Here is a 19,939-nt window from a genome sequence, read left to right on the forward strand (position 1 = left end):
ACCGCCGAAAGTAGGGGAGAAATGTACGCTAAGAACGTGCTAAAGATCTACTGAATCATGAATAGGGCCAAAGCTCTAGGGCTGAATAAACGCTTAGTGTTAATTAGAATAATTTCAGAGTTTCTATATAGAGAGATCAGCGCAAACCCCAAAAAAATACTGTAGTGGAACTAGAATGTAAGATGGGTGACCATTTTCAACGTATTTAAAAAGTGAATGACAAATAAATCTAAAGTCATTATTTTACAAAATAGTAGTTAGTAGGCTGCAGATAAAATATTATGATCTATGAGTAAGTCTAGTTCATCTTTTGATGAACATACGAGGTAAACTTGTGTTGACACATCACGATTCCGAAATACGAATGTAACACAATATTGTGTTACAATGATTACATGCTTTAAATGATAACCAATCCACTTACGCTTGTTTGGGCGTCGAATGTAGATTAATTTCCATTTATCTGTTTCCTTTGATGTTTTTTGGGAACAGGCATAGATGATCACTACAGTGTATGGTCATATCCATTTTTTTATCTTAGTTACACCTCAATGTTAGGTAAGGAAAAAAACTCTTTTCAATTGTGATTGATGGAGCGTACTTGAAAAGTCAAGGGCTTTTTGAACTGCTTTTAAAAAACTTAAATTCGGCCGTATAAATAAAGAGGTGATTTGACTCATGGGACGTAACCGTGAATTCGATATGGAACAGGCATTGGATGCAGCACTTTGCGTGTTTTGGCGCAAAGGCTACGAGGGAGTGTCGTACACCGACCTAACGCAAGCCACTGGTGTCGAAAGGCCAGCACTCTATTCAGCGTTTGGCAACAAAGAAGCGTTGTTCCGCCAAGTGTTGGAGCGCTATTATGAACACTACCTGGACTACTTCCCGGCGGCGCTGGAGCTGCCAACCTCACGAGAGGTAGTCGCACACATCCTCAGAGAAGCCGCCGAATTGCATACTCGATATCCGGATCGTAAGGGGTGTCTAGGAGTTCATGGCGCCTTGGCTGGATCGGACGATGCAGAACCTATTCGACGTGCCTTGATCGATGCGCGTGCGGACGGAGAGGCGTCGCTTCGTGATCGCTTAGAACAGGCTGTGCAGGAGGGAGATTTGCCGGAGACTGCTGACTGTGCTGCGCTAGCTGCATTCGTGATGGCAGTGCTCCACGGTATGGCTGTTCAAGCAAAGGCCGGCTTCGGTCGCGACATGCTAGAGGCTGTTGCTGAGCAAGCGCTCTCCTCCTGGCCAACCGGCAGTTCCACACTTTCCGGAAAGTCATCCTAAAAAGTTGGCACCGATAGCTATCCCGGATACATCTGTGAGGCCACGGAGAACAACTTGTGCTATCTCGACATTCTCTTTTCGAGAGATATAGTTGAATGACAATAGCGGCAGTTTAAGACTTGACAAATAAAGTCTTAAACTGCCGCTTCTTCTTTTGATTAATCAGAATCAGCCTAAAACTTTTTTAAAATAGACTCTGTTAAGGATTAGTGTGATATGTTCAATAAACTTACTTTTAGAACAAGAGAGTAAGAAGGCAAGTTAATATGTTGATCTGGATGACTGTTTCCATATTTTGTATTAAATTCCTCTTAATTATCAAGTCTTTCATAGTAACATTTTTTCTTTCATGTTGAATGAATTCTAATACTTGAAACCGAGCAAGGTAGTTGTTTAGATATGTAGTGGCAACTCCGTTAAAACGTTGTATCCATCCTTTTAGCCTTCAGTGATAATTGTTAACGTTCTGAATGTGTTATAGTCCCTTTTATGAACTTACCATCAGACTTGAATTGATAAATATCCATATCTTTTTACACGCTTTACAGCGATAACGTTGCTTTTCTACTTCATCACCTTCAACAATAGTTGAGTATGTTCTGAACATTTTTATTTTTACGTTCAGTTATTTTTTGCAGAACACTTCCTGTCGAGGAAGATGCAGTTAGAGCATAGATCAAATACTCACGTAAACGATGTTTCTGCTGGGCTTAGTTTTTGAATGGCCTTTAGGATGTCTATTGTCCTCACGTTTATTACCAACTTGTTTATAGTTAACCCTTTATAGAACGTTAGTTCCTGTTAATTAAATATCAACAACAATTCATTAACAGATCCTTTAAAAAAATCAAAAACCGTACCAAATAACTTTAAACTTTTAGTTGGACCAACAACGGACAGGAGGATATTAGGAGATGTTAGTAGTGTTACAAGAATTGAGAGAAGAAAATTAACGAGATAGTAGGGAAAATGAACTTGTAAAATAAAGGGAGAAAAACTACTGCAATTTAGTTGGCCAATTAGGTGAGCGGCTAAAAAGCGAACGATAGGTAAGTATGGATTTAAGTCTCATTGGTGACTGGTGATCTGCTAGCGCTCAACTGGCTGCTACGCGTCCTTCTGGACTTTGTCCCAGTTGCCGGGATTGGTTGTGTCTGGAATTCGGTGCTCCAAAATCGCCTGATACTGGGTGACCTTTTGTTCCAAATGGTCGGCACGCCGTTTGGCTTCTTCGAGCTGAACGTATGCTATTTCTCTGTACTCCTTCATTAGTGCAAAGCGTTTCGGTACGGTAGAATCACCTTCAAGGCAAAGGTCGACGTACATTTTGATGACTTCAATCGGCATTCCGGTCTGCTTGAGGCATTTGGCACCATAAAGCCAGTTGATTGATTCTTCGTCGAACAGCCGAATATTGTTTTTGTTACGCTGCACGCTCGGCACTAATCCTTTATCCGTATAAAAACGCACGGCGTGCTCAGTAAGTCCCGTAATCTGAGCGGCTTCTCTGACTGTATACATATAACTCCTCCTAAGAAATGTTAAATACGTGTTGACTTCGTGTAACACGAAGGCGGTAAGCTAATTGTAATGCAAATTGGCTACAAGAACAATCCTCGTAGTGGTGCCCCATTCATGGGTTGTGTGGCCATTTGTCATTTTACTTTTAAACAATGGGAGGAATTACGATGCAAACCGTAACTTTGAACAACCGAGTGAAAATGCCAATTATCGGCTTCGGTGTCTACCAGATTCCTGACGCTGAAGAATGCGAGAACGCTGTATATGAAGCGCTAATGGCAGGTTATCGTCTGATTGACACAGCTGCTGGTTACTTGAACGAAGAAGCGGTCGGACGTGCAATTAAGCGAAGCGGTGTACCGCGTGAAGAACTGTTCATCACGACTAAGCTCTGGGTTCAGGATGCCGGCTACGAGAGCGCCAAGCTAGCATTTGCCAAATCCTTAAAAAAGCTACAGCTTGACTATCTCGATTTATACCTCATTCACCAGCCATTCGGTGATTATTATGGTGCTTGGCGTGCAATGGAAGAACTGTACCGTAAAGGTAACATCAGGGCGATTGGTGTTAGTAACTTCTTGCCCGATCGCCTGATGGATCTCATTGTGCACAACGAAATCGTTCCTGCTGTCAATCAGATTGAAACGCACCCGTTCTACCAACAAAGCGAGAGCGCCTCTTTTATGAAAGAGCAAGGAGTGCAGCACCAGTCGTGGGCGCCATTCGCTGAAGGACGCAACAACATGTTCGAAAACGAATTGCTGACCACCATCGCGAAAAAATACAATAAGTCCGTCGCCCAGGTCGTATTACGTTGGCTAGTTCAGCGTGGTGTCGTTGTTATTCCCAAATCGGTCCGCAGAGAACGAATCATTGAAAACATCAACATTTTTGATTTTGAGTTGAGTACAGAGGACATCGGGCAAATTTCCACCCTTGATAGACAGGAAAGTCTATTCTTAGACTACCGCGATCCGGAAATTGCTAAGTCGCTGGGTTCCTTGAGAGTCAATCTGTAACTTTTGATTTAACAGTAAAATCATTACGCATATCTGTATAGCTACTAAAAATGGTGGGCCAGCCGGTGCTTCCTTGGGAAACTAAACGTTCCGGGGAAGGCACTGGCTGGCCCGCCTAAAATGAGGTATTGGAGCTAAACCAACGGCCTAATCACCATTTCATTCACATCAACTTCAGCTGGTTGTTCCATTGCATAAGCGATGGAACGAGCGATAGCTGCTGCGGGTAAGGCAATGCTACGGTATTCCTTCATAAAATCTATCGTTTCTTTATGTGTAATGCTATCGGGAAGCTCAGATTCGGTTACGCCGGGAGATATAAGTGTCACACGGATGTTTTGTCCTGCTGTCTCCTGTCTCAATCCATCCGTTATTGCCCGTACCGCATATTTGGTTGCAGAGTAGACTGCTGCTGTCGGTGAAACTTCATAGGCACCGATGGATGCAATATTAACGAATTGTCCAAAACCTTGCTTCTTCATGACCGGTAGCCCAGCGGCAATACCATGGAGAACACCGCGGATATTAACGTCAATCATTCGATTCCATTCATCAATCTTTAATGCCTCTAATGGGGATAGAGGCATCACGCCGGCATTATTTACAATCGCATCCACCTGACCGAAGTGGTTCTGTGCCAGTTGGATGATGTCTTGCATTTGTCTGAGCTCTGTCACGTCAAGCCTTTGATAAGTAACAGAGCCTCCACCTGTTCGAATTTCAGAAGCTAAAGATTCCAGTCTTTCTATTCGCCTTGCACCTATTACAATATGAGCTCCCTGGCTAGCGAGTAAGCGAGCTGTTTCCTCACCAATACCGCTACTGGCACCAGTTATAATGACTGTTTTCCCCTTTAGTGAAGACATTAATACTCGCCTCCTTCTTTTGGTTCTTCTCGATAGAGCACCATTCCTGCGTGATACAGTACACCGTCGATAAACTCTCCATCAGCTGTAAATCCTGTGTCATCCACATATTCGATATGATTGCCTTCAATCGTATAACGGCCTTGGTAAGCGCTTTGGCGATTGCCCCGGGCTTCATCATACCGTCCATTTGGTAATAGCTCATGCCGAATATGGCCATCTGAAGTGACCCACATGCCGACATATGGATGTGTTGTCATGTCTCTTTCTCCTTTCCTTTTCAAGTAGTGATTTGCATTTAAATCTTGACAAGCTATCATCAAGAGATGAAACGAAATAATCAGTAACAGCTTCCTGCTAATTGTCCTGAATTTTTTCATAGTTTTATTATGAATCAACTTGAAAGTAGGGCGGTAGCCGGAATATACACAATTCTTGCCTAATCCTCCAACGGACTATAGTATAGGTAGATAAAGGTAGTAAAAGGATGGAGGGGAAGCTGTGAAACAAAATGGGGAGTTAACGGAGTTGATTGAGAAATTTATGCAGACGGATGGTACACAGGAAACGGCTATTCCGGGTTTGCGTATTATTCGCTCCTCTCAGAATTCTGAGCCGGTGTACTCTGTCTATGAACCTTCTCTTTGTATAGTGGCACAAGGCTCAAAAGTGGTTATGCTTGGAAATGAGACCTTTCAATATGATTCAAGTAGTTATTTGACGGCTTCTGTTCACTTGCCAATCACAGGTCAAGTTATAGGAGCTTCACTGGAAGTCCCCTATTTAAGTTTGCAGTTACGGCTCGATGTGAATCAGATTTTGGATGTCCTTCAATCCTCACAACAAATGGGGGAATTTAAAAGTGAGTCAAGACGTGGCTTAGCAATTAGCAGGATGAGTGACTCGCTCCACGACGCAGTACTACGACTCGTCAGACTCTTGGATACGCCACATGATATTCCAGTGCTTTCTGCCGGCCTCCATCGTGAGATTATTTATCGGGTTCTGCAGGATGGACAGAACGAAACCTTGAGGAATTTCGCGGTTATAGGGAGTCAAGCCCAGCGGATTGCCAAGGTAATTGAGCGACTAAATCGTACATTTGACCAGCCCATTCGAGTGGAAGAGTTGGCTCAGGAAGTACGAATGAGTACTTCATCCTTCTATAATTATTTTAAGGAGGTCACTGGAATGAGCCCAATCCAATACCAGAAACAGCTACGCCTTCAAGAAGCTCGCCGGCTACTTTTTACAGAAGAACTGAATGCAGCAGAAGCTTCGTTCCAAGTCGGTTATGAAAGCCCCTCCCATTTTAGTCGAGAATATACTCGAAAGTTCGGATTACCACCTGGGCAAGACCGTCGACGTTTACGTAAACATTTATAAAAAGGGCTTTGTAATTAGAAACTATCGTATATTTTGAAGCTCCAACTACGATAGAAAGCTTAGAATCTTCATAAAAATATAAAATAAGTGTAAGAACATCAAAAAGCCGAAAAATTCACTAAGAAATTTTTACGGCTTTTTATATACGTACTATATCAAAAATTAAATCAGACTATACGCCCGATTCACATGATACCGCCCAATCGGCACCACAGAAGGAGAACCAGAAATAGGATCCTCCACAACCGTACAGTCCAGACCGAAAATGTCTTTAATCAACGAGCTAGTAATGACCTCTGATGGCTCTCCCTCTGCCACAAGCTTTCCTTTATTTAATGCAAAAATATGATCTGCATAGCGAGCGGACAGGTTGATGTCATGAAGGACCATTACAATTGTCGTTCCGTGCTTCCGGTTAAGGTCTGTGAGCATATCCAAGATTTCCACTTGATAGGTGATATCTAAAAATGTCGTCGGTTCGTCTAGAAACAAAATATCCGTTTGCTGGGCAAGTGCCATGGCAATCCAAACGCGCTGTCGTTGTCCGCCAGATAGCTCATCTATGTGTTGATTAGCTAAATCGGTTATGTTCATAATTTCCATCGCTTCTGCAACGGCTTCATAATCCTTCTTAGTCCACCCATTAAACAGAGATTGATGTGGAAATCTTCCTCGGCCTACTAAATCTGCTACTGTAATTCCTTCTGGAACGATTGGGGATTGTGGAAGTAATCCTACTACTCGAGCTAATTGTTTCGGTGGAATTTTACTAATCTGCTTTCCATCTAGTGTAACCATCCCTGATTTAGGTTTGATGAGCCTTGCTAATGTTTTAAGAAGAGTAGATTTTCCACAGGCGTTTGCACCAATGATTACGTTTATCTTGTTACTAGGAATCTCTAGGCTAATGTCGTGAATGACGGTTTTGTCGTCATAGCCCGCAACGATTTGTTCCGCTTGAAAAATATGCTCCGGTTTCATTATAACTCTCCCTTTCGATTCATTCTAATTAGCAAGTAAAGCAGATATGGAGCTCCAATTATTCCAGTTATAACCCCGACAGGATATCTGACTTCAAAAGCAAACTGTCCGATTAGGTCTGACGCCAACACTAAGGTTGCACCCACAAGACCTGCAGGAAGTATGTTGGAAAAACCAGCTCCGACCAGTCTTTTTGCGATAGGTCCCGCAAGGAAAGCTACAAAGGCGATCGGTCCAGTAGTAGCGGTTGCTAATGCCAGGATACAAACAGAACCTAGGATAAGAATAATTCTCGTCTTGTCCGTTTGAATCCCTAAAGAAGTAGCCGCTTGTTCCCCAAGCTCCAAAATACTTAGGTGTTTTCCTAAGATTACGATAATAGGTACAAAGATAAAGACCGATAGGACAAGTACTGGAAGTTAATCCATTTGTACACCATTTAAGCTCCCAGTAAGCCATCTTAATGCGGCAGGGATATCTTGTTGTGCACCTACGAGTAGAAGATAAGATACCAATGCATTAAGCATCGCTTGTATGCCTATCCCTACTAGGATTAATCGACCAATCGAAAAGGACTTTCCTCTTGCGAATAAGTAGATGAATACGACGGTAGCAAGACCGGCAATGACCGAAGCGACAGAGACAATAGAGTTACTAGTATGAAGAATGACAATACAAAAAACAGCCGCTGCGCTCGAGCCAGTCGTAATCCCAATCACATTTGGATTAGCCAAGGGGTTACGCAACATCGTCTGAAATATATTTCCGCCTATTCCAAATGCAAAGCCTGCAAAAAGACCAGCTAACATTCTCGGTAGACGGATGGTATGAACAGCAAACGAAACACCTTTTATTTTTTCTCCTAGAAGTGTCCCGATTACATCCTTGACTGGATAAATCGTACTTCCAAGCATAAGCATTGCACAACAAAGCACAATTAAAAGTACTGTAAGGGAACCAGTAACGAGTATCCATCGACGCCGCCGTTGACGTCTGCCTGCAACAATAAATTCAACTGATTGATTCATCATAATGATTGCACTTTCGCTTTCCTAGCTAGAATTATTAATATGGGAGCACCAATAAAGGCTGTCACGACACCAACTTCGAGTTCACCGGGGCTTCCTATCAGTCGCCCACATACATCTGATATCGTTAAAATAATAGCTCCCGTAATAGCTGACATTGGGATGATATAACCCATGTCAGGACCTAGTATGAGTCGTATGATATGAGTCGATAACAGTCCCACAAAACCGATAGGTCCTGCTAGTGCAGTAGTTGCTCCGCACAATAGAACAGCTGCTAGAGCTGCAAGAAGTCTTAACAAACCAGTACGAACACCTAGTCCTGTTGCAACCTCATCACCAAGCGCTAACGCATTGAGTGCTGAGGTTGTAATCGTTCCTAACAATATTCCGACAACGAGAAATGGAATAAAGGTCGTTATAGAGCTCCAGTCTCCGGCACCAACGCTACCTACTTGCCAAAAACGAAACTGATCCATGACATAGGAACGCGGAATCATAATGGCAATGACCAGTGAAGAAAGAGCGGCGCTTGTGGCAGCCCCTGCTAAGACAAGCTTAAGGGGCGTAGCACCGCCACGCCCCATTGAGCCAATTCCAAACACGAATACAGCGGTGATCATTGCCCCGGCTAGTGCAAACCAAATATATTGGTAAGCTGTGCTTATATTTAAAAATGCAATTCCACTTACGACAAACAAGGACGCACCCATGTTTACACCAAGGATACTTGGGTCTGCAATTGGATTTCGAGTAACGGCTTGCATAAGTGCTCCGGAGATGCCAAGTGCAGCTCCACAAAACAAACTGAATATCGTACGGGAAATACGCTTTTGAACAACACTCGCCCCGTAGGAATCGGCTTGTTGATTAAACAAACCATTTATTAGCTCATGATAGGTTACTGGTCTAGAGCCAAGAACCAAAGAGGCAATGACACATAGTATTAGGCCAACGATACAAATGGCCAGTACTACCACCATATTTCTTCGAATAGGTGGTAGTAGCCACTTATGTTTGGAATCTGTTAAACTACTCATCTATTTTTTCCATAGCTCCTGCAATTAATTCTAGGTATTCATCAATAGTATAAGCGATGGATAACGGATTTGGGTTTCCGGATGCAGCTAAAGGTGTATTGTCTCCAATAAATACAACAGAACCTCTTTCAATTGCTGGAATTTTTCCTAGTAGTGGATCAGCTTTCACTGCTTCGTATAAGCTTTCATCGCCATACCCGATTAAAATATCAGCATCGTTAAGAACGTCAGCGTTTTCTGCACTTAATGTTAAAGAGAAACTATTTGGATCTGTAATTTCATTTAATACACTTTCAGGATATTCCATTCCTAGCTCGTTTAAGAATGCGCCACGAGGGTCAGCTGGTGTATAAACATAGATTTGCGATAAATCTTCGGCAGAGAAGCTAGCAAATGCCACTTTTTTGCCTTCAATTTCCGGATACTGACTTACTTTTTCCTTAATCAGATTCTCTGTGTCTTTAATAAGCTGCTCGCCTTCTTCTTTCATTCCCATTCCAGTCGCATTTAACATAACTTGCTCACGCCATGTCGATAACCATGGCCCTTTTTTATAAGGAACAACCGGTGCGATTTCACTAAGAATATCGTAATCTTCCTGTGTGATACCAGAATATCCTGCAAGAATGACGTCAGGGTTTGAATCGGAAATGGCTTCGAAATCTAGACCATCGGTATCTTGGTAGATATTAGGATCTTCAACACCAAGCTCTTCTAATTTTTCAGCTGTCCAAGGTAATAGACCGCTATCATCTTGAACCCCGTAGTTTGCTTCGGAGAAACCAACAGGTACTACCCCAAGAGCAAGTGCTACGTCATGATTTGCCCATTGAACAGTAGCAACTCGTTCAGGCTTGCTTTCAATGACTGTCTCCCCAAAAGCATGTTCAATCTTAATTGGGTACTCCGAGGATTCTTCTTTTGAGGCTGTTTCTGTGTCTTTCTTATCTGTCTCAGCCGAAGCGGAATCGGATTCCTTAGCTTGGCAACCAAATAGTAATGTGATGCTAAGCGTTACCATTAGAAATGCGAATAAGGACATTTTTTGTTTTGCTTTCATTTGTGTATCCACCCTTTTCCTTTTTTTATGAATTTATGGATTGTGTAAGCTTACCTAGTGAAAATAGTATGTAAAGGTAAGCATAATAAGCTGATGCTGGTGCTATACGACCGATCCATTTTTTTGAAATCCCTTTAATTGATAATGATTATCATTCACAATGATATATGCTCTTCTGAAGGTTGTCAACGGATATTTGGAAAAATAGACCGTATTTATTGGGACGTTTTACAATAACAATAAAATATAGGGTACTTTGGAAAGCTGATTAGAAGCACATAGTATGGCATCTGTCTGTGTGTAGATTTTAGGAGAAAAAAACCAGTTAAACCGTGGTCGACGGGAAAAGAATGGTATGAAAATATATAAATACTGTCGAGATGAATGGATAGCTAAATAATGTTCGGCTATCCATTTTCCATTAAAGTTTCATGATAAAATGGGAGGTAACGAAATCCTATGGGATGTTTGGTGTTATATGGGGCGCAGCGCTGAAGAAGGGGAAGTGGCTTGGGAAGCAGTTTCAACAGAAGGGAAAAGAGGTGTTACTCCATGACAAATAGTGAATTAAATCCTAAGGTAGAGGAATTTCTAGCTAAAGCTAAAAAGTGGAAAGAAGAATTTGTGAAATTAAGAAGCATTGTTCTGGATTGTGGTGTAACGGAAGATTTCAAGTGGAAGCATCCGTGCTACACGTATGATGGAAAAAGTGTTGTACTCATTCATGGCTTTAAAGACTATTGTGCGCTTCTCTTTCACAAAGGAGCATTGCTACAGGATGCCCACGGCATTCTAATCCAACAAACGGAGAATGTACAAGCAGCACGGCAGATTCGGTTTACGAATCTTCAGCAAATAGAAGAGATAGAAGACATGCTGAAATCTTATATTTTACAAGCAGTTGAAGTGGAAAAAGCTGGATTGGAAGTGGAATTAAAACCACATTCCGATTATCCAATACCTGAAGAGCTTGAGCAAAAGTTTGATGAGCTTCCAGCCTTGAAAACCGCGTTTGAAGCATTGACCCCAGGAAGACAGAGGGCGTACATCCTTTATTTTTCAAAAGCCAAACAATCTAAAACTCGAGTAACCAGGATTGAAAAATATGTAGAGAAGATTATAGATGGTAAAGGTCTAAATGATTAGAAATTTAAGAATGAGGCTGGGGCAAAAGTATAGTAAGCAATGAAAAAACGAACAATTTAAATAGTGCCTATACCCCGCTCCGGAAATATACGACGCTTTCCGCGGGCGGCTGGTGAGCCTCCTCGTGCTGACGCACGGTGGAGTCTCACCGATGCCTTTCCTCCCACCGGAGTCTACGTATATTTTCGGAGCTAGTATAGGCTGTTGTTCGGCTAATCCTTTTCGTTATGTCCCAGCCTCATTCTTTTTGTTTTGCTTGGGCTTTTCATCTAAGATGGAACGTAGTTCTTTAATATCATCATCGGATAAGGACTCCTCTTCTATGAAGTGAACAAGCATTGATTTCAATGTTCCTCCATAAAATCGTTGAATAAAGGACTTTGCTTCCTCTCGTTGACATTCACTTTGTGAATATAGTGGATAAAACGTATATACCTTTTGATCTTTGTTAATACCGACTACCTTTTTTTGTACTAAACGGTCTAGCAATGAACGTACTGTTTTTGGCTTCCAATCGGTTCGTTTTTCCAAAGAAATAATGACATCATTAGCTGTACGTGGAGATTTGTCCCAAAGTACGGTCATTACTTCCCATTCTGCTTCTGAGATATTTGGTATATTTCTAGACATATATAATCATCTCCCGCTTTCATAATTCATTCCACTTCCATATAATCGGAAAACAGGGCTATTTAATAAATTCCTTTGGCATTGAGAATAGATAGAGTTATATCTGCTGCTATACTTCCACTAGCATTACGTCCATTCTGGATATTTGTTGCAAAGACGTAAGTGTTATCCACATCTTCAACATAGCCAATGAACCATCCATTTACATTTCTTTCATTTACACGGCCAGTTCCTGTTTTACCAGATAGTCTTGTACTCCCTTTTTCTTCTAAAAGAATGGCATCTTTAACTGTTTCCACGTTTTGATCTTTAAATCCCCATTTATTCTTATAAAAAGAAGTTAGTAATTGTACTTGCTCAATTGGAGATATCTTGAGAGAAGATTCCATCCAAAACTGTTCTACCCCACCAGAGACATCCAAATTACCGTAGCCTATTTCTTTTAAATTCTCATAGATGGAGTCTAATTGAACTTTTTTATCTATATGTTGAAAGTACCAGTTCACAGAGTGAGACATTGCTGTATAAAGATTTTGGTCTTGATTCCAAGCATCGTAAGGGTATTCGATACCATTCCATTTTAAGCTGGAGTCATTTCTTGAGATAACGTTGGACTCCAATGCAAGTAATGCACTATATATTTTGTATGTGGAGTTTGGTGAGACCCTCCGTGTACTTTTGTCTTTATTATAAATATGGTATTGGTCATTTTTCATATCAAATAGTACAAAGCTTCCTTCATAGTCTTCAAAATAGGGGCTCAAATCTTCATAAGCTGTATGTTTACCATGAAAGTAATATCTTTCGTCATCAGCAGCGAATACGGACACTAACGGAATCTGACTAACAACGATTAACCCAACAAGTAGAAAGATTACTGCGCTTTTAAATCTCAGTACTTTGGATTCTTTTGTAAAGGAGGCTATTTTTTCAACACGTTTCTTTATTTGGACCTTTGAACCAAAGAAATGATTCGTCAAAGGAAGGTATCTCGATTTGGTTCGATCTAAGAAATGAATAATGGTATTTCCATATTTAACACGGGAACTCTCATCTAGATGATGTAAAACAGCAGTATCACATGCGATTTCCCGATCCAGTCTCATTTCTCTAAAAGCAAACCAAACTAGGGGATTAAACCAATATAATATTTGAAATAATACAATAGCATAGTTGCTTAAGACATCTCTTGACTTATAGTGGTGAAGCTCATGCAAAAAGATATACTTTATTTCCTCTTTAGAAAGCCATTCCTTAGAATGATTCGGCAATACGATGTAGGTCCTGATTAGGCCGAAAGTTGTCGGGGATTGGACCAGCTGTGATTCTCCCAAAACTAACTCCTTCTTTACATGTAACTCCTGCTTACACTGGTGAAATAAGGAAAGAAGCTCTTCGTTTCTTGTTTCGGATGTGGAATGCTTAATTCTATTCATTTTCATCCACGCGTGTACGTTTACTATGATCAAAACAAGTACCCCTATCACCCAAAAGTACATCAGAAGGTTGTTCAATAGTTCAGGATTATTTTTATTAACAGATAAGGAGAAATCTTGCATCCAATCGCCAGTTTTTATTTCTGTTTGTTCCATGGAAGAAGTAGAAGTCATGATTTTATCACTTTGATTCATATCCAATGACACAATCTGACTTCCTACGTGCAGAACGCTATTCGGTAAAAATGGGAGCGACAAGGCCATAAACAATAGAAACCATAAATGATACCGCCACTTGGAGGATAATTGGTTGTGAAAGACTTTTCGAGTCAAAAGAACCATAATAACAGTAAAGGAAGAAACAATTAAGCCAATTATAAAATGCGTGAAGAACATACGGAAAATCTCCCTTTCTCTCCATCTATTAAAAGAACTTTTCTTCGAATAAAAATTTTCTTACAAGTGTAATACACATAAAGTCTAGCATGGAACATTTGGTATAGCAACTACCAAATAATCACCTCCATCGTATTGACATCATCGGATTACAAGTGTAGTATATATTACAATTGTAATCAATATTACATATGTAATCAGAGGGGGAGGTGTTGGGCTAGACATTCGTCTTTTGATTTTGTGGAAGGGAGTGGAAGAGTTGAGAAGACTTTTGAGAAGTGTCATAGGAGTTCTGTTGCTTCTTATGGTTACGGGTTGTTTGGAAAAAGAAAAGCCAGATGAGGTATTTCAAGCTTACTTATCACAATGGCAAAGTATGAACTATAAAGAGATGTATAACCATCTTTCTAAAGATTCAAAGAAGAAGATTTCACAAGAAGACTTCATAGAGCGATATAAGAATATTTACACTGGTGCAGAAGTCCAAGACTTAAAGATTAATCGAGTTCAAGATGATGAAGAAGAGGCAAAAGAAGATTCTGCGACTTATGAGTATAGACTGAAAATGGATACCATCGCAGGTCCTATCGAATATAAGCATCAAGTTACATTGTTGAAGGAAGAACATGATGAAGAGGAGGGGTGGTTCGTGCAATGGAATCCTTCACTCATTTTTCCATCCCTTGAAGAAGGCGATGTAGTTGCGGTGCAAACGTTAAAAGCAACGAGAGGAGAGATAAGGGATACAGGGGGGCGTGGACTGGCAATTAATGATAATGCAAGCGTCGTAGGTATTGTTCCAGAATTACTAAAGGAAGAGCCAGAGCAATCTATGAAGACGTTATCGGAACAAATAGGGATGCCCGTTGAACAAATAAAAGTGAAGTTGGATGCATCATGGGTAAAGCCTCATTTATTTGTTCCGATCACTACGTTACCCTTTGGACAACATGATCTTATCCCATTTCAAAAAATACCTGGTGTTGTCATTCAAGAGAAAAAAATTCGTACCTATCCTTATGCTGCTGCTACAGCACACTTGACAGGATATGTGCGTGAGGTAACAGCAGAACAATTGGAGGAACTGAAAGATAAAGGATACAAGTCAGGAGATGTTGTAGGAAAAACTGGACTGGAAAAGTTATTTGAAGAAAGGCTTAGGGGGAGAAATGGAGCTCATATTTTTATTCGCCATAAAGACGGAAGCTTTAAAGAAACGTTGGTAAAAACGGACCCTATAGATGGGGAAGATATTCAATTAACCATCGACGCGTTGCTACAAGTGGAAATGTACGAACAATTAAAAGGCGATGCAGGTACAGGTGTAGCCATAGATCCCAAAAGCGGTACTGTACTGTCTCTAGTTAGCTCTCCTTCCTATGATCCAAATGCATTTGTTCGGGGACTTTCTGAGGATCTATGGAAGGAATGGAATAGTAATCCGAAAAATCCATTTTTAGCTCGTTATACAAATCGCTATGCGCCGGGATCGGTATTTAAAACGATTACCGCTGCTGTTGGACTGGAGACTGGTGTAACTAATCCGAATGAAGTGAAACATATCAGAGGGCTACGATGGACAAAAGATGCGTCATGGGGTGACTACTATGTGACACGTGTTCACGACAAATTGTCCGTCAACTTAAGAGATGCCTTTGTTCACTCAGACAATATTTACTTTGCTCAGGAAGCATTGGAAATAGGAACAGATACCTTTCTAAAGAAAGCAAAAGTCTTTGGATTTGGAGAACAAATTCCGTTCACTATACCAGTTGAGCCATCTACCCTTTCGAATAACGGAATAACTAGTGAAATTCAGCTCGTTGATACGTCATATGGTCAAGGAGAGGTGATGATGAGCCCCCTTCATCTGGCTATCTTGTACACTCCTTTTCTGAATGAGGGCGATTTATTAGCACCATACCTGTTAAAGGATGAGGAAAGTCCATCGATTTGGAAAAAAAGCATCGTGAAGCCAGAAGTGGTAGAGATCATTAAGCAAAGTTTAATGGATGTCGTACAAGATCCAAACGGTACCGCACACGGAGCTTTCCTACGTGACAAGGAAATAGGTGGAAAATCTGGTACAGCAGAGCTGAAAGTAAGTAAGGATGATGATCGTGGAACAGAAAATGGGTGGTTTGTTGGATTTAATACAAGGGACCCACAGTTGCTTTTAGCCATGATGGTAGAGGACGTAAAGAAACGTGGAGGAAGTGGGTACGTGGTCAATAAAGCCAAGCATATTTTTCAATCTTTACCTTAAATGGATCACGGGGAAAGGTGGAAAATAAAAATGTTTTAAAAAGAGATTACTTTAAGACTTAATATACTGTTCATTATTGTATTTTTGTTAGTTATGGTCGTCATTCTTCGGCTTGGTAGTGTGCAGGTTCTAAATGGAGATGTGTTTCAAGCGAAGATAGATGAAACAGTGCATGAAATAACAAAAATTCCAACACCAAGAGGAGAACTTTTTGATCGAAACTATCAATCTATTGTTGAGAATACGACTGATTTTGGCAATCCAAATAAAGTAGATAGGAGATAAGAAACATGAATATAAACTTTTTCAAACGATGTGTGTTGATTCTTTTGTGTATGCTACTTGGAGCTTGTGGTCTGGATGACAATCAAACGAACTCAACCATAGAAAATGAGTCTAAAAAAGAAGAAAAAAATAGTATAAAAGATTTTGCTAAATTGGAGAAAACCTACGATGCAAGGCTTGGAGTATTTGCGCTACATACAGGTACTAATGAAATGATTGCCTATCGAGCAGATGAGCGATTCGCTTATGCTTCTACTCATAAAGCGTTAGCGGTGGGGGCGTTATTACAACAAAAATCCATACCAGAGCTGAATAAGCGAATTAGGTATTCAAAAAACGATCTTGTCAATTATAATCCTATCACAGAAAAATTCGTCGAATTAGGTATGACTTTAAAAGAGCTTTGTGAGGCGTCAATTCGCTATAGCGACAATACAGCTGGGAATCTAATATTAAATGAATTGGGTGGACCCAACGTCTTCAAACAATTGCTCGAAGCAATTGGCGATACTATCACGAATCCAGTGAGAATGGAACCAGAGTTAAATGATGTGGAGCCAGGAGAGATCCAGGATACAAGCACACCGAGAGCACTTGCTACTAGCCTTCAAGCTTATACTCTAGGTGATGTCTTGGAAAATGAAAAACGTGCATTATTAGTAGACTGGCTAAAAAGAAACACTACAGGAGATAATTTAATTCGTGCCGGTACCCCAAAAGGTTGGGTGGTAGGGGATAAGACTGGTGCAGCAGCATATGGAACACGAAACGATATTGGTATCATTTGGCCCCCAAATGATGCACCTATTATTCTTTCCGTACTCTCTTCTCGCAATCAAGAAGATGCGGATTATGACGATCAGCTTATTGCGGATGCAACAAAGAGCGTAATCAAAACTTTCTATCCTAATGTTAAGTTTTCAGAAGAAAACAGTTAAAAGTATAACGGTGTTTCAAGAATGGAAGTAGTTTAAAAAAATTATGATCGGGTATTACATAACAGTGAATATAATTCACCCACTAAAATTCCCTAAGAAACGAACAAAAATAACGCGTACCGTTTGGTAAGCGTTATTTTTGTGTGTGAATTATTGTTCGATGTCACGTCTGCGGAAGCCAATAAAACCTACCGCTGTTAACATGATAAAAACCATGCTTAGAAGCACGAGCGGAATAGCTGAAAAGTCTTCAACAGGTAATTGAGGTACGTATCCGAATGGAGAAAGGTTGCCAACCCAATCGGAGAATTGGAATAATCCACCTAAATACAGGACGATAAACGAGTATAAAACATATACCCATATGAAGCTGGTTCGTTTTGGATAGTGTCCAATTAGGAATACGGATACACTAATCATCACTAGCATAGCAGGATAATAGGACAATGCCGCCCCAAATACCATTTCGAAGGATAACCCATCTTCGACCATTGTTGTCCCGACAGACCATAAGCCAAGTGCTGCAAGCGATAGCATAACTAGGCCATTCACAATCGCAAGGAGAAAGTAACTTCCTAACAGTTTTGTCCGGGATACCGTTCTCCCTAATAAATGGGTAAGACGTTCCTTTTTTTCTTCTCCACGAAGCTTATTTACCGCCATAACGGGAGGAATAGTGGCTAGTAACGAAATAACAATCATCAGCATCGGGATAAATTGCTCTAACAAGGTGACGCCCTCTGCAGGTTGGAGCATCTGTTTCATCGCATCGTTATCTGCGAAAAAGGATTCGAGATCCCCTAATACCGACCCGTAAGACGCACCTAATACGTACATCCCGATTGCCCATGATATAATCCCTGTTCGCTGCAACCGTACCGCCAATCCAAGTGGGCTTTGTAAGAAGTGTGACGCATGATTTTTGCCAGGCTTGGATGGCAAAAATCCTCTGTCTAAGTCCCGAATCGCATGTAAATAATTCGCTAATACGTATAGAACTATAGCAGCAATAACCATCAATACGATGGGCCACCAGTTGTTTGTGTCGTACACCTTTGCTTTGGTCACCCATGCTAATGGGGATATCCATGATAAGGATTCATTCGTAACATCTGTAATTGCCCGAAATAGATAAGCGATAAGGAGTACCGCAATCGAGTACCCGATCGTACCGCGTGAGCTATCCGATAGCTGTGCGAACACGGCGGTGACTCCTGCGAAAAATAAACCGGTAGCCCCTAGCGCTGTTCCGTATAAAAGGGATCCCTCTAAATCCATACTTTCTATTCCGAGTACATAAAGACCAAAGCCATTGATGAAAGCTAAGCCAATGCAAGTAAGGGTGATGACTACTAAAGAAGCATTCAAATAGGAAAGTCGTCCAGCTGCTAAGGACCGAACGATTTCGACCCGACCTTCTTCTTCGTCAGCACGTGTATGACGAGTGACGAGAAGAATGCTCATTAATCCAACGACTGCAGCCGTCATAAGCAACATTTGGTGCGCCGTCATAACTCCCGTTGTATAATGGCTCAAATTTGCAGGACCAGTCATCGCAGTCATGGCTGGGTTTGCCATCGTCTGTGCCATGGCATCTCTTTCAGCTTGAGATTTATATAGATCCTGGAAAGCGGTCGGCACAATAATGGTAAAAAAACTAAGCGCAACAACCCAAATTAGAATACGAAAACGATCAAGACGGAAAATAAAACGAGAGAGGAATCCCGTTTTAGCGGCTAAGTTGTTGCTAGCCATCACTGTTCACCTCCTGCCCCTTCATAATGACGTATAAATAAATCCTCTAGTGTAGGTGGAGCACTTTCAAGCTTCACGATTCCAAATGGACTAATGTGTTGCATGACGGCATCGATCTTGTCACTATCCACTTGGAAGGATAATCCATGCTCGCTTTCTTCGATATCATGAACGCCTTGTAGGTCATCTAAACCAGTCAGTGGTTGTTTCGTATCCACAAGTAACTGAGTTCGTGTTAAGTGACGTAATTCACTCAACGATCCAGATTCAATAATCTGCCCCTGACGAATAATACTGACTCGATCACATAGCTTTTCTACTTCGGAAAGGATATGACTAGATAAGAGAACACTCTTCCCTTGTTTTTTCAGATCCATTACACATTCTTGAAACACCTTTTCCATTAGAGGATCCAATCCAGAGGTAGGCTCATCTAAAATAAAAAGGTCTGCATCTGATGAAAAAGCGGCGACGAGGGCAACCTTTTGTCGGTTTCCTTTTGAATAGGTTCTACATTTTTTAGATGGATCCAAATCAAACTTTTGAATTAATTCCTCGCGTTTTTCTTTATTTGTCGTCCCATTTAGTTTTAAAAATAAATCAATGACTTCGCCACCAGTTAAATTAGGCCATAGATTCACATCCCCAGGTACATAAGCGATTCGTCTATGAATATCAACAGCATCTTGCCAAGCATCCATATCGAAAATTTTCACTTCTCCGTCGGTTGCTTTTAAGATTCCTAATAGCACTCGAATCGTAGTTGATTTACCTGCACCATTAGGTCCGATGAATCCTAACACTTCCCCGTGATTAACCTCGAGGTTCACCCCGTCCAAAGCCGTAAACTTCCCAAATTTCTTTGTTAGGTTCGTTACTTTTAGCAGACTCATTAC

Annotated in this window: 17 protein-coding genes and 2 pseudogenes; 7 read left to right on the forward strand and 12 right to left on the reverse strand. The window is 41.0% G+C overall.

What is annotated here, in order from left to right; all coding sequences use genetic code 11:
• The first annotated feature begins 678 nt into the window (after window positions 1–678).
• On the forward strand, window positions 679–1,290 hold the full coding sequence (locus tag FN924_RS01175) for a TetR/AcrR family transcriptional regulator (RefSeq protein ID WP_143891697.1): 612 nt from the start codon (window positions 679–681) through the stop codon (window positions 1,288–1,290).
• 235 nt (window positions 1,291–1,525) lie between these two features.
• Here the strand turns inward: FN924_RS01175 and FN924_RS01180 are convergent.
• Both FN924_RS01180 and FN924_RS01185 read right to left on the reverse strand, forming a co-directional pair.
• A pseudogene (locus tag FN924_RS01180) lies at window positions 1,526–2,040 on the reverse strand (hypothetical protein).
• Between the two features lie 357 nt (window positions 2,041–2,397).
• The gene (locus FN924_RS01185; protein ID WP_143891698.1) at window positions 2,398–2,811 is read right to left on the reverse strand and encodes a MerR family transcriptional regulator; all 414 of its coding nucleotides are present in this window, start codon (window positions 2,809–2,811) and stop codon (window positions 2,398–2,400) included.
• Window positions 2,812–2,978: 167 nt separating this feature from the next.
• Here FN924_RS01185 and FN924_RS01190 point away from each other — a divergent pair, with 167 nt between their 5' ends.
• Entirely contained in the window at window positions 2,979–3,830 is an 852-nt protein-coding gene (locus tag FN924_RS01190; RefSeq protein ID WP_143891699.1) for an aldo/keto reductase, read from the forward strand.
• Between the two features lie 134 nt (window positions 3,831–3,964).
• Here FN924_RS01190 and FN924_RS01195 read toward each other — a convergent pair whose 3' ends face one another.
• Window positions 3,965–4,696 (reverse strand): SDR family oxidoreductase, encoded by a 732-nt coding sequence (locus tag FN924_RS01195; RefSeq protein WP_143891700.1) that lies wholly within the window; start codon window positions 4,694–4,696, stop codon window positions 3,965–3,967.
• Window positions 4,696–4,956 (reverse strand): Atu4866 domain-containing protein, encoded by a 261-nt coding sequence (locus FN924_RS01200; RefSeq protein WP_143891701.1) that lies wholly within the window; start codon window positions 4,954–4,956, stop codon window positions 4,696–4,698. Before FN924_RS01200 ends, FN924_RS01195 begins: the two co-directional genes overlap by 1 nt.
• 241 nt (window positions 4,957–5,197) lie before the next feature.
• On the opposite strand from FN924_RS01200, the gene FN924_RS01205 reads away from it, so the two are divergent.
• Complete coding sequence (locus FN924_RS01205; protein WP_228409526.1) at window positions 5,198–6,082, forward strand: AraC family transcriptional regulator; 885 nt, start codon at window positions 5,198–5,200, stop codon at window positions 6,080–6,082.
• A 162-nt stretch (window positions 6,083–6,244) separates the two neighbouring features.
• Here FN924_RS01205 and FN924_RS01210 read toward each other — a convergent pair whose 3' ends face one another.
• From FN924_RS01210 to FN924_RS01225, 4 genes and pseudogenes are all read right to left on the reverse strand, one after another.
• On the reverse strand, window positions 6,245–7,063 hold the full coding sequence (locus FN924_RS01210) for an ABC transporter ATP-binding protein (RefSeq protein ID WP_143891702.1): 819 nt from the start codon (window positions 7,061–7,063) through the stop codon (window positions 6,245–6,247).
• A pseudogene (locus FN924_RS01215) lies at window positions 7,063–8,094 on the reverse strand (FecCD family ABC transporter permease). Before FN924_RS01215 ends, FN924_RS01210 begins: the two are co-directional and overlap by 1 nt.
• A complete protein-coding gene (locus FN924_RS01220; protein ID WP_143891703.1) occupies window positions 8,091–9,131 on the reverse strand; it encodes a FecCD family ABC transporter permease in 1,041 nt (346 codons plus the stop codon). Before FN924_RS01220 ends, FN924_RS01215 begins: the two are co-directional and overlap by 4 nt.
• The gene (locus FN924_RS01225; RefSeq protein WP_143891704.1) at window positions 9,124–10,191 is read right to left on the reverse strand and encodes an iron-siderophore ABC transporter substrate-binding protein; all 1,068 of its coding nucleotides are present in this window, start codon (window positions 10,189–10,191) and stop codon (window positions 9,124–9,126) included. Before FN924_RS01225 ends, FN924_RS01220 begins: the two co-directional genes overlap by 8 nt.
• A 552-nt stretch (window positions 10,192–10,743) precedes the next feature.
• On the opposite strand from FN924_RS01225, the gene FN924_RS01230 reads away from it, so the two are divergent.
• Window positions 10,744–11,337, forward strand: coding sequence for a YdeI/OmpD-associated family protein (locus FN924_RS01230; protein ID WP_143891705.1), 594 nt, complete (start codon window positions 10,744–10,746; stop codon window positions 11,335–11,337).
• A 225-nt stretch (window positions 11,338–11,562) separates the two neighbouring features.
• On the opposite strand, the gene blaI is transcribed toward FN924_RS01230, so the two are convergent.
• Both blaI and FN924_RS01240 read right to left on the reverse strand, forming a co-directional pair.
• Window positions 11,563–11,967: a penicillinase repressor BlaI gene (gene blaI / locus FN924_RS01235; RefSeq protein WP_143891706.1), complete on the reverse strand. Its 405-nt coding sequence runs from the start codon at window positions 11,965–11,967 to the stop codon at window positions 11,563–11,565.
• A gap of 62 nt (window positions 11,968–12,029) precedes the next feature.
• Window positions 12,030–13,799 (reverse strand): BlaR1 family beta-lactam sensor/signal transducer, encoded by a 1,770-nt coding sequence (locus FN924_RS01240; protein WP_143891707.1) that lies wholly within the window; start codon window positions 13,797–13,799, stop codon window positions 12,030–12,032.
• Window positions 13,800–14,058: 259 nt separating this feature from the next.
• On the opposite strand from FN924_RS01240, the gene FN924_RS01245 reads away from it, so the two are divergent.
• The 3 genes from FN924_RS01245 to bla all read left to right on the forward strand — a co-directional run bounded on the left by FN924_RS01245 (window position 14,059) and on the right by bla (window position 17,288).
• The gene (locus FN924_RS01245) at window positions 14,059–16,065 is read left to right on the forward strand and encodes a penicillin-binding transpeptidase domain-containing protein (protein ID WP_158633899.1); all 2,007 of its coding nucleotides are present in this window, start codon (window positions 14,059–14,061) and stop codon (window positions 16,063–16,065) included.
• Between the two features lie 93 nt (window positions 16,066–16,158).
• A complete protein-coding gene (locus tag FN924_RS01250; protein WP_228409527.1) occupies window positions 16,159–16,350 on the forward strand; it encodes a hypothetical protein in 192 nt (63 codons plus the stop codon).
• A gap of 5 nt (window positions 16,351–16,355) precedes the next feature.
• The gene (gene bla, locus FN924_RS01255; protein WP_143891710.1) at window positions 16,356–17,288 is read left to right on the forward strand and encodes a class A beta-lactamase; all 933 of its coding nucleotides are present in this window, start codon (window positions 16,356–16,358) and stop codon (window positions 17,286–17,288) included.
• A gap of 150 nt (window positions 17,289–17,438) precedes the next feature.
• Here the strand turns inward: bla and FN924_RS01260 are convergent, their stop codons facing one another.
• Together FN924_RS01260 and FN924_RS01265 are read right to left on the reverse strand one after the other, a co-directional pair.
• A complete protein-coding gene (locus FN924_RS01260; protein WP_143891711.1) occupies window positions 17,439–19,043 on the reverse strand; it encodes an ABC transporter permease in 1,605 nt (534 codons plus the stop codon).
• Window positions 19,043–19,936: an ABC transporter ATP-binding protein gene (locus FN924_RS01265; RefSeq protein ID WP_143891712.1), complete on the reverse strand. Its 894-nt coding sequence runs from the start codon at window positions 19,934–19,936 to the stop codon at window positions 19,043–19,045. The genes FN924_RS01260 and FN924_RS01265 overlap by 1 nt, the downstream gene beginning before the upstream one ends.
• Window positions 19,937–19,939: the final 3 nt, after the last annotated feature.

Source organism: Radiobacillus deserti (assembly GCF_007301515.1).
GTDB lineage: Bacteria > Bacillota > Bacilli > Bacillales > Amphibacillaceae > Radiobacillus > Radiobacillus deserti.